This is a genomic window from Paenibacillus sp. ICGEB2008 (assembly GCF_000307675.1).
In the GTDB taxonomy this organism is placed as follows: Bacteria; Bacillota; Bacilli; order Paenibacillales; family Paenibacillaceae; genus Paenibacillus; species Paenibacillus polymyxa.
On the sequence record NZ_AMQU01000007.1, the window covers coordinates 103,242 to 118,286 of the forward strand.

General features: G+C 44.5%; 13 protein-coding genes and 1 riboswitch. Of the genes, 9 read left to right on the forward strand and 4 right to left on the reverse strand.

All coding sequences use genetic code 11. The features are described from left to right. The first annotated feature begins 239 nt into the window (after positions 1-239). Positions 240-3,152 carry an S-layer homology domain-containing protein gene (locus tag C400_RS0105455; RefSeq protein ID WP_017426238.1) on the forward strand — a complete coding sequence of 971 codons (2,913 nt, stop codon included), beginning with the start codon at positions 240-242 and terminating at the stop codon, positions 3,150-3,152. 112 nt (positions 3,153-3,264) lie between these two features. Here the strand turns inward: C400_RS0105455 and C400_RS0105460 are convergent, their stop codons facing one another. Continuing rightward, the gene (locus tag C400_RS0105460) at positions 3,265-3,939 is read right to left on the reverse strand and encodes an NAD(P)H-dependent oxidoreductase (RefSeq protein ID WP_017426239.1); all 675 of its coding nucleotides are present in this window, start codon (positions 3,937-3,939) and stop codon (positions 3,265-3,267) included. Positions 3,940-4,081: 142 nt separating this feature from the next. Between C400_RS0105460 and C400_RS0105465 the strand changes: the two genes are divergently transcribed. Both C400_RS0105465 and C400_RS0105470 read left to right on the forward strand, forming a co-directional pair. Further along, positions 4,082-4,462, forward strand: a complete 381-nt coding sequence (locus C400_RS0105465; protein ID WP_017426240.1) for a winged helix-turn-helix transcriptional regulator — start codon at positions 4,082-4,084, stop codon at positions 4,460-4,462. Between the two features lie 205 nt (positions 4,463-4,667). Continuing rightward, entirely contained in the window at positions 4,668-5,660 is a 993-nt protein-coding gene (locus C400_RS0105470) for an ABC transporter substrate-binding protein (protein ID WP_017426241.1), read from the forward strand. A gap of 118 nt (positions 5,661-5,778) precedes the next feature. On the opposite strand, the gene C400_RS0105475 is transcribed toward C400_RS0105470, so the two are convergent. The 3 genes from C400_RS0105475 to C400_RS0105485 all read right to left on the reverse strand — a co-directional run bounded on the left by C400_RS0105475 (position 5,779) and on the right by C400_RS0105485 (position 9,002). Beyond that, positions 5,779-7,281 carry a stalk domain-containing protein gene (locus C400_RS0105475; RefSeq protein WP_017426242.1) on the reverse strand — a complete coding sequence of 501 codons (1,503 nt, stop codon included), beginning with the start codon at positions 7,279-7,281 and terminating at the stop codon, positions 5,779-5,781. A gap of 219 nt (positions 7,282-7,500) precedes the next feature. Beyond that, positions 7,501-8,139, reverse strand: coding sequence for a cyclodeaminase/cyclohydrolase family protein (locus C400_RS0105480; RefSeq protein WP_017426243.1), 639 nt, complete (start codon positions 8,137-8,139; stop codon positions 7,501-7,503). After that, complete coding sequence (locus C400_RS0105485) at positions 8,136-9,002, reverse strand: bifunctional 5,10-methylenetetrahydrofolate dehydrogenase/5,10-methenyltetrahydrofolate cyclohydrolase (RefSeq protein WP_017426244.1); 867 nt, start codon at positions 9,000-9,002, stop codon at positions 8,136-8,138. Before C400_RS0105485 ends, C400_RS0105480 begins: the two co-directional genes overlap by 4 nt. A 113-nt stretch (positions 9,003-9,115) precedes the next feature. Continuing rightward, a riboswitch (ZMP/ZTP riboswitch) is annotated at positions 9,116-9,199 on the reverse strand. Between the two features lie 212 nt (positions 9,200-9,411). Between C400_RS0105485 and C400_RS0105490 the strand changes: the two genes are divergently transcribed. The 6 genes from C400_RS0105490 (at position 9,412) to C400_RS0105520 (ending at position 14,885) form a co-directional block, all read left to right on the forward strand. Beyond that, positions 9,412-10,473 carry a fatty acid desaturase gene (locus C400_RS0105490; RefSeq protein WP_016819850.1) on the forward strand — a complete coding sequence of 354 codons (1,062 nt, stop codon included), beginning with the start codon at positions 9,412-9,414 and terminating at the stop codon, positions 10,471-10,473. 60 nt (positions 10,474-10,533) lie between these two features. After that, entirely contained in the window at positions 10,534-11,667 is a 1,134-nt protein-coding gene (locus C400_RS0105495) for a sensor histidine kinase (RefSeq protein ID WP_017426245.1), read from the forward strand. Beyond that, the gene (locus tag C400_RS0105500) at positions 11,664-12,263 is read left to right on the forward strand and encodes a response regulator transcription factor (protein ID WP_017426246.1); all 600 of its coding nucleotides are present in this window, start codon (positions 11,664-11,666) and stop codon (positions 12,261-12,263) included. Before C400_RS0105495 ends, C400_RS0105500 begins: the two co-directional genes overlap by 4 nt. Before the next feature lie 168 nt (positions 12,264-12,431). Continuing rightward, positions 12,432-13,052 carry a deoxynucleoside kinase gene (locus C400_RS0105510; RefSeq protein ID WP_016819853.1) on the forward strand — a complete coding sequence of 207 codons (621 nt, stop codon included), beginning with the start codon at positions 12,432-12,434 and terminating at the stop codon, positions 13,050-13,052. Continuing rightward, complete coding sequence (locus C400_RS0105515) at positions 13,052-13,693, forward strand: deoxynucleoside kinase (RefSeq protein WP_017426248.1); 642 nt, start codon at positions 13,052-13,054, stop codon at positions 13,691-13,693. The genes C400_RS0105510 and C400_RS0105515 overlap by 1 nt, the downstream gene beginning before the upstream one ends. Before the next feature lie 190 nt (positions 13,694-13,883). Beyond that, positions 13,884-14,885, forward strand: coding sequence for a Gfo/Idh/MocA family protein (locus C400_RS0105520; RefSeq protein ID WP_017426249.1), 1,002 nt, complete (start codon positions 13,884-13,886; stop codon positions 14,883-14,885). Positions 14,886-15,045: the final 160 nt, after the last annotated feature.

Here is a 15,045-nt window from a genome sequence, read left to right on the forward strand (position 1 = left end):
TACGGCTTAAAAAAACAGGGTGAATGAGCAGGACAGCAGATTGCTCAAACCACTTTTTTTTGCTGGCTTTATTCAATCCTAGAGAGATTATTCCGATAAACCAAGTATATACAGTTTGGTGTTAACAGTAATGAAAAATCGTTTGAAAACAAAAGAGATTTATTTTCAAAGTTGATATGAAGGTACAGGTGAAAGTGGCCCAGTGCCATCTCGTAAAGGAGGTGTAATGATCTCAAATAATGAACTGTGAAAAAAGGTTGAAACAAATTAGGCATTACATGGCTGGTTTACTGGCTGTCTGGTTGTTCTGTATACATAGTGCGCCTGTTTTTGCGAACAGAGCCTTTAACGATATCGAACATTCCTATGCAGCTGATGCGATTGAGGCCATGGCTGCTCAAGGTTATGTTACAGGTTATCAGGATGGGAGCTTTCGACCTTTACATTTTATCTCGCGTCAGGAATGGGCAAGCATTTTTGCTAAAACCTTAAAGCGAACATCGAATAACAGAGGCGTAACTTCTTTTCGGGATGTGTCACCATGGGCCTTACCTTATGTACAGGCCTTGCAGGAAGAGAGCATTACGAAAGGGATTAGCGATCAATTATTTGGTGCCAGGCACAATATGACCCGTCAGGATATGGCCGTTTGGTATGCCCGGTATTTTGGTGTTACCCGATCTGCTGGAATATCCAGTTTTGTGGATCAATCAGATATATCAGACTATGCACAAACGAGTGTATGGCTAATGGAACGGTTGGAGCTGATCGAGGGGGATACGAATCACTATTTCCATCCTAAAGAGTCTGTGAGACGGCAGGACGCCACGCTGGTTGCTTATCGGATATGGCTAGGCGGTGACGGTCTGAGAGAACGTGCCAAACGTTTGCTGGAGTCATTAGGAAATGGAGCTGCAACGATGCCTCAGGCGACCAGCCAACAAGAATCGCAGAAGATTGCGGTCGATTTGACACCGGAAATTAGGCAACAACCTGTGAATTCGGAAATTGAGGAGCCTAAAAGGCATCGCCCAAGACCTGATTCACCAGTCTCCCCGGTGACACCAATAGAGCCGAAACCGGAACCGCCAGTGACACCACCGAAACCGAAGCCGGAACCGCCGGTGATACCACCGAAGCCGAGACCGGACTCGCCAGTCACACCACCGGTGCCTAATCCCAAACCACCAGTAATTCCAGTAGATCCATCGGATCCTTCTTCGGATTTTCTGGTAGATGAAGTCGTAATCAAGGCGGAGGAGCTGGTAAATCAGCCGGAAACGTACTCTTCGTATCAGCTATCCTTTCAGCTCTACCATGAAGGGCGTCCAGTAAGCATTCCTGCTGCCAGCGTCACAAGTGTTACGTACACATTTAGTGATGAGTTAGGCGTGTTTGATGTACAAGGGAAAATCGCACATCCTGAAAATATTCCGGCTGCGGACAGCTTCATTCCTGTAGAGATGAAGGTCACTATTGCCAAACCTTATCAGGTCCTTACAGCTCAGACCAAGCTGATCGTGAAAGGGAAGACTCCGCCGGCAGAGCCACCGAATGTAATCAGGTCCGTATACTCGTCTACGTATACTATTTCAGAGGCTGCTGCTTTAGATCCCGCTGCTTGGAAAATGTCCTACGTATTTCATAATGCTAAAGGAGAGGTTATAGCTCCTGAAATGCTGCCGTCCGACTTGATACTTCGGGTAGAGGATTCCAGAGGAATATTTGACGAGGATGGAAAGATTGCCAATCTGCATTTGATTCCGGTAGTAAACTCGGTTATTCCATTAAAGCTCACGGTTGAGTCACCATCCCAAGGGATTCTTTTCACATCTGATGCGGAATTAACGGTAGAACCCGGGGAACGCAAGAAGCAATATTTTGCTGTCTCCATCATGCTGCAGGGAAGCGTGACTACCGTAGACCAAATCAAGCAATCTCGTCAATTGCTGATGGATCACTTTGGTCCCAACATCAAAGTGACGTGGGCGATGGAAAACGGATTTGTTTTTGTGGAATCGAACCGACCGCAGCTTAAACAGGTTCTGGATTACGTCGATCAGTATGGAGATGAAGTCGGGATACTGGCCGGGTATCCGAATAAGCTATACGAGTTACCTATTTGGGAAACCCGGATGGACGAGTGGCTGTATATGTACCGTTACAATGCATTCAATGAGCTGCACCAATCCGGTACAATGGGATCACCATCCGTGTTTGAAAGCATGGATACAGACCAATATCGGAAGTATCTGCCGAAATCATTGACCAGCTTTACGGTGAATCCCGAACAGACTCAATGGCTTAAGGATCACTATCGAATTACATCCGCGATGGGATGGTCGGCTACACAATATAATGTCAACGGCATGTATGGTGAGGGCTCACCTTTGATGCCTTACTGGTCTCATAAGGACAATCCAATTGTTCCCGCACAAGGAATCGCTGATAATAGCGGTACCGTATTCATGAACTCGGTTACGATTGATCCGATTGGGTCACGCTATACGAAAGATTCCTCACGCTGGACTCTTCATCCGGGTGATCCCTATGTGACGGAGACGGATGCGGCACCACAACTGTATATAGTACAGCAATATTTGGATAATCCTTATCAACGTATAAATACGGTAAACTACTTGTCTATTATTTTGGACATCAACGCACTTGCCAACACCCATAACATGGGTCCAATATGGGAGAACTTTGTGAATCATTTCCCGCTTGATCGCAAGGTCGAGATTGTGGGTGTTGACGGGCTGAAACAGATTTATGAATCGGTAGCAGGAGCTAATAATGATCATACTGAGTTTACGCTTATGTTTAGAGGTTCAGGAATAAAGACGGCTATGGATTCCAATAATTCACCGGCAAATCTGCGCTATTTGTGGACTGAAAATGCCTCACAGCGGATTATTTTATCCAAAGAGGATGGAGATGCGGCATGGTCCATTATTGACTTTACCGATTATACCTCAAAACCGGTTCCGAAGCTGGCTTACAGCCCGGAAAATAGTCACACGGACGTAAGCTATGTCACTGGAAGGAACTTCAAGCTATGTCCAACGGCTCCTTTAACAGTAGATGAAATTCAGCGTGTGAAAACTCGTTTGAAGGAAATCTATTTCGTGGAAGAAGTGAATTATCAGTAGGCGTTATGAAGTGACAACACTTTTAGGAACTATAGTTTTATGTAAAGAGGGCGCCCCTAGCCATGGAAATGGCATGGAGCGCCCTTTGTTTTTAATAAGGATATTCCGCGCTTTATACCCACTCCACAATCTGATCTACAGGTCGCCGAGTTTTGTCGCGCGGCTCGTTCAGGCGGTATCCAAAAGCCACCATACAAGAAATACCGAAATGCTCGGCATCCATAATGCCTTCTTCGGAGAGGATGCGTTCAATTTCTTGTTTATTAAAACCTTCGATAGGGCAGGAATCAATGCCGATTTGAGCTGCGGCAGTCATCATATTGCCCAGTGCGATATAGGTTTGTTGGCATGCCCACTCGAACATAGCTCTTTCATTTTCCTCAAGCGCAAAATCTGATTTTAGGAAGGCGTCATATACCTTCTCTTTGCCTTGCATCACTTCAGCAGGTAATTGCTGCACGTTTACCATCATATTCTTGATATAATCGGATGAAGCTACCATATCTTTAGGCAATCTGGAGAGAACAAGTACGAAATGGCTTGCTGTTGGCAACTGTTTTGTTGCCCCCCAGGAATAGGGCAACAGCTTCTCACGCATATCTTTACTTTGGACGACAACAAATTTCCAGGGTTCAAAGCCAAACGAGCTTGGGGATAAACGACCGGTTTCAAGAATAAACTCAAAATCGGAATCGCTAATTTTCTTATGACTATCAAATTCTTTTGTAGCATGTCTGAACTTGTATGCAGCCAAGATTTGATCTTTAGTGGTTGTTAAGGTTTCCATCGTGATTCCACTCCTTATGGTTGTGATTGAAATTGACGCTTACTAAGTGCATGACTAATATTAGAATATACATGACCATTTTTGAAGTACGCACATTAATGTGCTGTAGTATATAAAATGATACCAAGGAGGAGAAGGGCCAATGCGCAATCGGAAAGGCGGTTTTGGTGAATGTACCGCTGGGAATGATCAGGCGTGTCCTGTTGAGTACACGTTGGATGTGATTGGGGGCAAGTGGAAAGGGATTATTTTATACCATCTCATGTATGGGACTAAGCGATTTAGTGATTTTCGGCGGATCTGCCCGGGAATTACCCAGCGTATGCTGACACTCCAATTGCGCGAGCTGGAAGAGGACGGTGTCGTTCATCGTGAAGTCTACCAGCAGGTTCCGCCTAAGGTTGAATACTCTCTCACCGAGTTTGGAGAAACACTCATCCCGATTATTAATCTGATGAAGGATTGGGGAGAAGAATATAAAACAAAACAGCGATCACCGGAAAGCAGCCCTTCAGCAACCTAGCCCCAATTTGTAGGTTTAAGAAGCAGCCGCATCCAAAAGACCTGGCCATCATTTTGGCAGGTCTTTTTTATTTTAAAAGTGAAATAATAAAAAGTTCGCTTTGCAGTTGACAGCAAGGATGACGCTTGATATATTTCTTACGATATTGATAATCATTATCATAATGGTATAAGGCTATTACCATATTACATAGGGGGCTAATAGGTTGAGGAAAAAATCGATATTTATGCTGGCTACTTTGATGCTTGTATTGGCTGTATTTGTCAGCGCATGCGGCGGAAATAACACTGGAAGTAATCCCGTTTCATCTTCTGGAGATAAGCAAGAATCGGCTTCTACTGGAGAGACGAGAAGCTTTAAAACGGTTAAAGGGGATATTGAGATTCCCGCTAAGCCACAGCGTATTGTAACGGATTTTTACGGCGGAGAACTGCTGTCTGTTGGTGCTAACGTGGTGGGTGTGGAGCCGACTGCGTTTCAAAATCCTTTTCTGACTGATTTGCTAAAGGAAAAAGGAACCAAAGAGGTGGGTGATCCTACCAATTTGGAAAAGACGCTGGAACTCAAACCCGATCTGATCGTGGTTATGAAGGATACGAATTATGAAGCTTTGTCTAAAATTGCACCTACCCTGTATATTCCGTACGGCACCACGACTAATATCTATGATACGGTCAAGCTGTTCGGCGATATCACTGGGGAAAAGGAGAAGGCTGAGCAATTTATTGCCACCTTTGACAAAAAGGCTGCTGAAGGCCGCGCTCGTCTGAAAGGTGTTATTGACGAAAAGGCAACTTTCGGGTTGTATGAGCTGACGGACAAGAACGCACTTTGGATTTTTGGCGACAATGCAGGACGAGGCGGACAAGCCGTATACAATGCGCTCAAACTGAACATGCCGAAGAAGACAGCTAATTCCAAGGAACAAACTGTACAGCTTTCAATGGAGGTACTGCCGCAGTATGACGCAGATTACATGTTCCTGACAACCTATGATCCAGACAAAAAGGGAACCGCGCTTAAGCAACTGAAATCGTCCGCTGTGTGGGGCAATCTGCCTGCGGTGAAGAATAATAGAGTGTTCTTTAATGATTTTGATACGTACTATCGCTATGATCCGATCGCTATTACCGGACAGATTGATATGATTGTGGATATGCTGGTTGAAAGAGAGAAAGAAAATAAAGCTAAAAAATAGGTGAATTTTGTGTTGTAACAAAATGTCGAAGGCAGATAGGAAGCTGCATACTACAAGCAGTATATAGCAATAAAAGACCAGTCCAACATAAATCATGTTTGGACTGGTCTTTTATATATTATTTCGTCGTAATTACGATAGTATCTTCTTTTTGTATCCAATCTACCTTGGCTCCCAGTGTCTCGCTGATGAGCCTCAATGGAAGATAACCAATACCGTTCACCATGAAGGGCGGATTGGTGAGTTCTACAGATTTACTGTTCACTTTTGTTTGGCTGGTTTTAAAATTTATTTCTAGAGAGACGGGATGGTCTCCTGCCTTGGACTGATTCATTTTCGCTATTTTGCTGTTGTAATCATATGTGACCTCTGCCCCTAGTTTGTCAAATACGGAGCGGAGGGGAATAAATGCCTGGCCGTTGCGGGTAATTACACCGTTACTTAGAGGGACAGGTGTACCATTGAGACGGACGAGAATCGGCTTTTGTACAGGAACTGGCGTACTATAAAGAAATTCATAATCGCCTATGCCGAGTTGCGCGTGTTTGTTAACACCCCAGCCCCACAGTGCGTCGTTTGCCTTTTGCATGATGACGTGCCGTGGGCCTGCCTTGATGCTTTGAATATTTTGAGCAAGTAATGTAAAAGGGACATTGGAGGATAATTTTTCGTCATCTAGAGATGCAACATATACATTACCAGCAGTGGTTAGAGCAAGAAGGGAGCGCTCAACGAAAAAGGCGTCTTTAACGTCCTTTACTCCTGTTAGCAGTACAGGGATATTCGTGTTGTGATAGGTCGTATTGTCTAAGGCACCTGTAACTGTAGCCCCCCAGAACCATAGCCGACCTTGCTGATCAATGGCGAGATTGGAATACCTATTAGCCTTGATTGTCTTGATGCCTGATAAGGCTTGAATTTGCGATACGGATAGCGTTTCGGACGGAGCTGCATTTTTATCAAATTCTTTGGGCCACGTCCACACGGTACCATCCTTTTTTAAGGCTATATTTTTAGTAATTGCCGTAATGTCTTTTAATGGTGAAATAGGTTCGAAGCCCTGTAAGGCTGTTGTGTTTTTCCATACACTGCCGTCTTTCTTAAGAAATATCCAGCGTTCCTCATAATCCGGTCTTTCCTCATAGTAACTGACTATATCGGCAACCTCGTCGATGCCAGACAGAATTTGAAAAGGACTAAAGGTATTTTTATCTTCGAGTTGATCAGCGAGAAATATGCTGCCTTCGTTGGTCAGAGCGAGTACATGATCATTCAAACTACTTACAGCAGCGAGGTTCTGTAGTCCTTCCAGAGGAACAAACTTCACAGATTCAGAAATGTTGTTTCTAGGCACATACCAAGCAGAGTGGTCTTGCAAGGTAAATAGCAGATCACCTTCGTTGATGATATTAGAGAATGTTTTTATTACGTTTGGCTTACCCTCTACACGAGTCGGTACGGATTGATTATAGCCCCACAGCCACAAGCTTCCATCGGATTGGATCAGACTTCCGGAATCATAGGAGCGAATATGCGATGTAGAATCATTTCCGGCCGCCCACACCCTGGGACTGATCAGTAATAACGTAATTATACTGAGTAATAGACCACGTCTTTTCATACGATTTTCCTCATTTCTTGATCAATGTGTATAAGAGAAAAAGTAATCTTAAAGAATATCCCTAATCCATAGACGAAGAAGGTATAGAAAAGTTTTCCAAATATAATGAATCAAAATAAAATAACCTCCAAATCCAACAAATAGAGATGGATTTGGAGGTTATTTCTGTTAGCAAGTAGGTAGAATATATGGGTTAGCACAGCTAGTGCGTAGTATGAGCTAACTACTTGCGATTCGACTGCGTACGGTCAACAAGGTTTGCTCTTTAATTTGTCCGATTTCACGGAGGATTGTGGCTGTTTTGGCTTCGTAGGATTGTTTGACATCCAAGTCTTTTAGCGAGGCAAGGTTAATATCAATGGTGAGCAGGGCGGATTGAGCGGCTGCTTCAAACAAAATCGCACCGATGCCCAGATCGGAGATCACATTTTTATTGGATATTTCCACAATGTTGTAGGCTTGTGATAGTCCGTCCCGGCATACTTCCAGCAGGCGCATAGGTACCTCAATGGCAGCAATCACAGCTGTTTGTAAGGAATGGGTACGATAGCGCTTTTTTTCGTCTGTTTCTTTGGGCAAACGCAGCGCGGTCATGTACTGTTCAAAGGATTGGATGTCTGCAGCCATCAGTTCCTCACAATGCGTAGACAATCTTTCCATACTGCTAATGACTTGCACCATTTGTTCACGGAATTGCGTGTATTTTTCTCCTTGTGAAAGGTTGGCGGTCATGGAGGTCATCGCTGCGCCTAGTGCCGCAGCCAGCGCGGATACACTTCCTCCACCAGGGGTAGGCGCTGCACTTGCAGCTTCTTTCAGAAAATGTCCGATGGACTGGTTCCACGACAGTTCACTCATGAATAAACCACCTCTCTGGAGTAATGTTGCAGACGTATCGCTTTGAGCAGATTTTTGTACAAAATTGCGGTCGTTAGGGTGCCCACGCCACCAGGAACGGGAGAAATGGCATGTACCTTTTCTACAACGTCCTGAGCAGCGTCCCCCACAATTTTACCCTCCAGCGTCTCATTAATTCCTGCATCCACGAGAATCAGACCTGGGTGAACCATATCCTGCGTAATCACATCAGGACATCCGACTGCGACGAAGGCAATGTCTGCATGGCTCAGATGCTCTGCAATATCACGCGTACCTGCATGACAGGCGGTGACGGTGGCATTTTCTCTTTGCAGCATGTGGAAAAGGGGAAGTCCCACTGTTTGCCCGATGCCCACGAGCGTGACATTTTTGCCTGTCAAGGAGTGGCCGTAATGCTTGAGCAGTTCAATACAGGCTTGAGGTGTAGCGGGGTATAGCCCTGCGTCACCCGTAACGGTAGCCAGCTTGTTATTAGGTGTAATTCCATCAATATCCTTGTAGGGGGCGATGGACTGCTTAATAACGGAGGCAGAAAGATGTTGAGGAAGCGGGAGTTCCAGCATAATGCCATGTACATGGGATGCATCATTTAGGGTACCGATCACGTGCAGAAGTTCGGCTTCGCTTACATGACGATTAAAAGTATGGAGATGAAATGAGATGCCCAGCTTCTCTGCTATTTTTTGCTTGGTCCGTGCATAGTATGCAGATGCCGGATCACCCTCTACCAACAGGGTTGCCAGATGGGGACGGTGTCCTTGCTGTTTCATTTGCTCTACTTGGGAACGGATCGTTGCATACACTTGCTCAGCTGCTTCTTTGGATTTCATGATAATAGCCATAGTCCGAGCCTCCTCTGAATTTATCGCATAATGGAATCAACAGGGTGTCATGGTCTTAGAAAACGAAAAAAAGTATTTGCACAAGGTCGTCAAGACAGACGAATCCTCTGCAAATACTTCTCCCAGGCGAACGGTACGCTTGATTGTATGCTCCCTCGTGGTTCATTCCACTGACTTCGCCAGTCACATACAGCGTTATATATCTTATATTTTAACAAAATAACAGCAGAAAAGAAACCCGTGAACATTTGCCAAACAGGTTTGGTTAGTTGTCTATATGACAAATGTCATATGCCTGAACTGACGTTTATGACTACAGCAGATACAGCGGTCTCCTTATACTGAGCTTAGATCAACATGTACGCCTGACAGGATTAAGGTATGGGCTGCATTTTAAAGGAGGATCATAATGGGTATGACACAACTCCCGTTAGCTCAATTGAAAAAAAATATGGCTCCCTACGAGAAAATAAACACGAAATCCAGCGTTCTGCAACTGTTCAATACCTTGGGACCGCTGATCCTATTGTGGTATGCCGCTTATCTTAGCCTAGCGGTTTCTTACTGGCTGACGCTTCCCATTACCATTATTGCGGCAGGGTTTGTGGTACGGACGTTTATTATTTTTCACGATTGTGGTCATCAATCTTTTTTCAAAAGTCGCAAGCTGAACGATATTGTGGGAACGATTACAGGTATTATTACGCTCTGCCCTTATCACCAATGGAAAAATAGTCACGCGATCCACCATGCAACCAGCAGTAATCTGGATAAAAGAGGCACAGGTGATATGTGGGTGCTCACGGTAGAAGAGTACACAGCAGCTTCCACATGGACACGGCTGGCCTATCGTATATATCGAAATCCTTGGGTTATGTTCGGCCTAGGTCCAATCTATACTTTTTTGATTTCCTATCGGTTTAATGTCAAGACAGCCAAACGTAAGGAAAAGATAAACACCTATGTGACGAATATATCCATTGTTGCATTGTATGCACTGTTGTGCTGGGCTATTGGTTGGCAGGCATTCCTTCTGGTACAGACGCCTATCTTTTTTGTCTCTGGTATGTTGGGAATCTGGCTGTTCTATGTGCAACACCAGTTTGAGGATTCGTATTTTGAGCATGATGAAGAGTGGAGTTATATTAATGCGGCCGTCGAGGGCAGTTCTTACTACAAGCTTCCTAAAGTATTGCAATGGATTACAGGTAATATTGGTTTTCATCATGTTCACCACTTGAGCCCGAAAGTACCAAATTACAATTTGGAGAAAGCGCATGAAGCGACACCGTTGCTGCAAAAGGCGACCACGATTACGGTGAGTAGCAGTCTGGAATCTTTGAAGTTCCGACTATGGGATGAAAGTACCAAGACCTTTCTGACCTTTAAACAAGTAAAGCCGCTGCTTAGCAAACGTGTTGGCACTTCAAAGCCCATCCCTACGCCTGTTGTAGGCACGGAACGAAAATAACGTTGTACGGAAATTGGTATGTTAAAATAAGGGGTATCTAAAGTAGAAAAGGGTGGCAGGATGCAAAAGTGGTATCAGATTTTCCAAAGAAATACGGGGCTTAGCCCTTATGTGTGGGTTGTCTTTTATATCCTGCCCTTTTATTATTTTAGCTCTTCATCTACAAGTCATATTATTCTGGGAACTGCTATTATTTTGGTGTTTTTTGCTTGTTATGTACTGGCTTTTGTCTCTCAAGGCTGGCTCATATACTTTTGGACCAGTGTGCAGATTGCTATATCGATTACGATGACGCTGCTATTTAGCTATATGTACTTTTCCATATTTATCGCTTATCTGATTGGTAATATGAAAAGTAAGGCTGCATTTACGACGCTGTATATCATTTTAATGGTGATTACGATTGGATTAATTAATTATGGGTTTGTTTCTCAAAATCCTGTATTCATTAAGCAGATTCCTTTTATCCTGCTCAATCTGATTGGTGTGATCCTCCTGCCGATTACGAACTTTAATCGCAACAAAAGTGATCGGCTTCAGGTCCAATTGGAGGATGCCAATAAAAAAATATCGGAATTGATTAAGTTGGAAGAACGGCAAAGAATCGCGCGTGACCTGCACGATACCTTGGGTCAGAAGCTGTCACTCATTGGACTGAAGAGCGATTTGGCGGGCAAGTTGCTGGACCAGTACCCGAAACGGGCTCATGCCGAAATTAACGATGTTCGTCTTACGGCGAGAAGTGCGTTAAAAGAAGTAAGAGAAATGGTTACTCAAATGCGCGGCATGAGACTAGAGGATGAACTGCTGCGTATTCGGCAAATTTTAAAGGCTGCTCACATCGAACTGACCTTGGAGGGCGACCCGAAGCTGGAGCATACGTCATTAATGAATGAAAATGTGCTGAGTATGTGTATGAAGGAAGCTGTAACTAATGTAGTGAAACACAGTGGAGCTACCGCTTGCTCCATCACCATTGAGCCGTCTCGTAAGGAATTGACCCTGCGGATTCAGGATAATGGAGTTGGTATTATGGGAGAAAATGCAGTCTTTCGGGGACATGGTCTGCAAGGCATGAAGGAAAGGCTCGAATTCGTGAACGGATGTATGGAACTGCGTTCAGATCAGGGAACGACCCTGGTCATTAAAGTGCCTAACATCACTGAAAAGCCGAATGAGGAGGTGGGGCCATGATTCGAATCGTCATCGCAGAAGACCAGCGTATGCTGCTGGGTGCTCTAGCCTCCCTGTTGGACTTGGAAGAAGACATGAAAGTAGTCGGAAAAGCAAGCAACGGGGAAGAAGCTATAGAACTGGTGAAGCTGCATCAGCCAGACATATGCATTATGGACATCGAAATGCCGATCAAGAGCGGATTGGATGCGGCAGAGGAACTCAAAGGCTTGAATTGCAAGGTGCTTATTTTAACAACGTTTGCTCGCCCCGGGTATTTTGAACGAGCGATTAAGGCGGGCACACACGGTTATTTACTCAAGGATAGTCCCAGTGAAGAACTGGCTTCCTCCATTCGCAGTATTATGGCAGGTCGGCGTATTTACGCTCCAGAACTGGTTGATGATGCTTACGCCGAGGTCAACCCGCTGACTGAGCGTGAAAAGACCGTTTTGGCGCTTATTGCTGACGGAAAGAACACCAAAGAAATTGCTGGTGAACTGTATTTAACAACAGGGACAGTGCGGAATTATATTTCAGTCATTCTCGATAAGCTGGGTGTCAGCAACCGGATTGAGGCCATTACACGTTTTAATGAAAAAGGTTGGTTTAAATGAGAGACAGACAAAATATTAAGCAGGACAGGGACGCTATGAATCCAAACATAGCTGCTCTGTTTTTTTGTTTTATCCATAGATTTGCTATGCCTCTAGCGTACTTCCTTGTGATACAATAGGATAGTTGTCCACAGGATGGACCCGGAGTACAAGGAGGAGCAGAACCGCATGAAACAAGCCCCGTTTATAGCCGTTGAAGGGCCGATTGGAGCCGGCAAGACGACGTTGGCTTCGATGCTTTCAACCGAGCTACATTTGCCGATGATCAAAGAGATTGTCGAGGAAAACCCGTTTCTCGATAAATTCTATCAAAATATAGATGAGTGGAGCTTTCAGCTGGAAATGTTCTTTCTCTGCAATCGATATAAGCAGCTAGAGGATACTGGCCTGCAATATATCGAGAAAGCTCAGCCTGTGATTTCAGATTACCATATCTATAAAAATCTGATTTTTGCTGAACGTACACTTAAAGGTGTAAAACTCGAAAAATATCGCCAAATCTATCATTTGCTCACCGATGATATGCCTAAGCCGGACATTATCGTTTATATTAGAGCAGATTTGGATACGTTGCTGAGCAGAATCCGTAAGCGCGGACGCTCCTTTGAACAGGAGATGGACCCTGCCTATCTGGAGCAATTGATTACGGATTATGATAAAGGCATTCAGTTTCTCGCCGAACAGTCACCTGCCCCACGTATATTGACCGTGAACGGGAATGAAATTGATTTTGTAGAAAACCAGGCACAATTTGAACAAATTGTTTCCGATGTAAAGGAGCTTATATAGTGAATAATTACAACATTCCTGCAAATGCCCTGATTACGGTAGCGGGTACGGTAGGTGTAGGTAAATCCACGTTAACAGGTGCTTTGGCCAGTCGTCTTGGTTTTAAAACCTCGTTAGAGCAAGTCGATCATAATCCGTATCTGGAGAAGTTTTATCACGACTTCGAACGATGGAGCTTTCATCTGCAAATCTATTTTCTCGCGGAACGCTTCAAGGAGCAAAAGAACATTTTCTTGTCTGGTGGAGGTTTTGTGCAGGATCGTTCCATTTATGAGGATACGGGTATTTTTGCGAAAATGCATGCTGATCAGGGAACAATGAACCCTACCGATTACGAAACATATACTAGCCTGTTTGAGGCGATGGTCATGACCCCGTTCTTTCCGCACCCTGATGTGCTGATCTATCTGGAAGGCAGCTTGCCCTCCATACTGAGTCGGATCGAAGAACGCGGCCGCGAAATGGAAATCCAGACCGAGCGATCCTATTGGGAGCAAATGCATCGCAGATATTCCAATTGGATCAACGAATTTGATGCCTGTCCTGTACTGCGTCTAAACATTGATGAGTACGATGTACACGACCCTGCCTCCATGGATGCCATTTTGACAGAAGTGGGCAAGGTAATCTCCACAAAGTAGAGATATAACCCCAAAAAGCATACAAGGACTGTGGTACAATCAGTATAAATTAAGCTGATAGACCACAGTCTTTTTTAATATGTGGAAGCATGAGGGATGACAGGCGGTAGAGTGGACAAGTCTTGGCTGGAATGCGAGAATAGGACATATATTATTTGTAATGACTCACGGGAAAGGATGGGATACTGTGATGCGTTTTGGTATCGTTGGAACGAACTGGATAACAGAAAGATTTATTCAAGCTGCGATAGAGACAGACGAATTTTCCCTGACCGCGGTGTACTCACGCACAGAAGAGAAAGGCCAAGCCTTTGCTGCCAAATATAACAGCCAGCCGGAGGTTTTTACAGATCTGGCCCAAATGGCTGCAAGTGACCAAGTGGACGCCGTATATATTGCCAGTCCCAATTCCTTACACGCGGAGCAAGCGATCTTATGCATGAATCATGGAAAGCATGTGCTGTGTGAGAAGCCTTTTGCTTCTAATGCAGCAGAGGTGCAGAGCATGATCGAAGCCGCGCGCAACAACGATGTTCTGTTGATGGAGGCTGTTAAATCCACGCTTATGCCCAACTTTAAAATTATAAAGGATCATATGTATAAAATAGGCCGGGTTCGGCGTTATTTTGCAAGTTACTGTCAATACTCTTCACGCTTTGATGCTTTTAAGCAGGGTAAGGTGCTGAATGCCTTTAATCCGGCTTTTTCAAATGGTTCCTTGATGGATCTGGGAGTGTATTGTTTGTATCCGATGGTGGCATTGTTCGGCAAACCGGATGAGATCCGAGCGGTGGGTGTGCTGTTATCCTCTGGTGTGGACGGCGAGGGCAGCATCGTGATGAAGTATCCGGATATGGATGCGATCGTCATGCATTCCAAAATTACAGATTCCTATTTGCCTGCCGAAATTCAGGGTGAGTATGGAACGATGGTGATCGACAAAATCAGCCAGCCCTATGAGGTGAAAATTCATTATCGGGACGGCACGATTGAGGATTTGACCAAGGCTCAGACGCGTGAGCCCATGTATTATGAAATTCGGGAATTTATGGATCTGATCAAGAGTGGGGAACGCAACAGTTCTATTAACTCTTTGGAGTGTTCACTGGCAGTCGCTGAAGTGATGGAGGAGGCAAGACAACAATTTGGCCTTCGTTATGAAGCGGATTTGAAAAATACTTCTGCGCATTAGTCTGTGGCGCATAATCAAGATTAACAATGCACAAAAGGCTGCCGATTTTGCATAACTTTGCAAATATACGGTTAGCCTTATTTGGCTTTGTAGGTCTAAAAAGGTAATCCATGGTGATGACGAGAGTAAGCAGATTGTATTCTTTTTTTATTGACAGATT

Excerpts from the sequence above, each read along its gene's own strand:
- C400_RS0105455 (WP_017426238.1), top strand. The coding sequence starts at position 240 with ATGAACTGTGAAAAAAGGTTGAAACAAATTAGGCATTACATGGCTGGT.
- C400_RS0105460 (WP_017426239.1), bottom strand. The coding sequence starts at position 3,939 with ATGGAAACCTTAACAACCACTAAAGATCAAATCTTGGCTGCATACAAG.
- C400_RS0105465 (WP_017426240.1), top strand. The coding sequence starts at position 4,082 with ATGCGCAATCGGAAAGGCGGTTTTGGTGAATGTACCGCTGGGAATGAT.
- C400_RS0105475 (WP_017426242.1), bottom strand. The coding sequence starts at position 7,281 with ATGAAAAGACGTGGTCTATTACTCAGTATAATTACGTTATTACTGATC.
- C400_RS0105480 (WP_017426243.1), bottom strand. The coding sequence starts at position 8,139 with ATGAGTGAACTGTCGTGGAACCAGTCCATCGGACATTTTCTGAAAGAA.
- C400_RS0105485 (WP_017426244.1), bottom strand. The coding sequence starts at position 9,002 with ATGGCTATTATCATGAAATCCAAAGAAGCAGCTGAGCAAGTGTATGCA.
- C400_RS0105490 (WP_016819850.1), top strand. The coding sequence starts at position 9,412 with ATGGGTATGACACAACTCCCGTTAGCTCAATTGAAAAAAAATATGGCT.
- C400_RS0105495 (WP_017426245.1), top strand. The coding sequence starts at position 10,534 with ATGCAAAAGTGGTATCAGATTTTCCAAAGAAATACGGGGCTTAGCCCT.
- C400_RS0105500 (WP_017426246.1), top strand. The coding sequence starts at position 11,664 with ATGATTCGAATCGTCATCGCAGAAGACCAGCGTATGCTGCTGGGTGCT.
- C400_RS0105510 (WP_016819853.1), top strand. The coding sequence starts at position 12,432 with ATGAAACAAGCCCCGTTTATAGCCGTTGAAGGGCCGATTGGAGCCGGC.
- C400_RS0105520 (WP_017426249.1), top strand. The coding sequence starts at position 13,884 with ATGCGTTTTGGTATCGTTGGAACGAACTGGATAACAGAAAGATTTATT.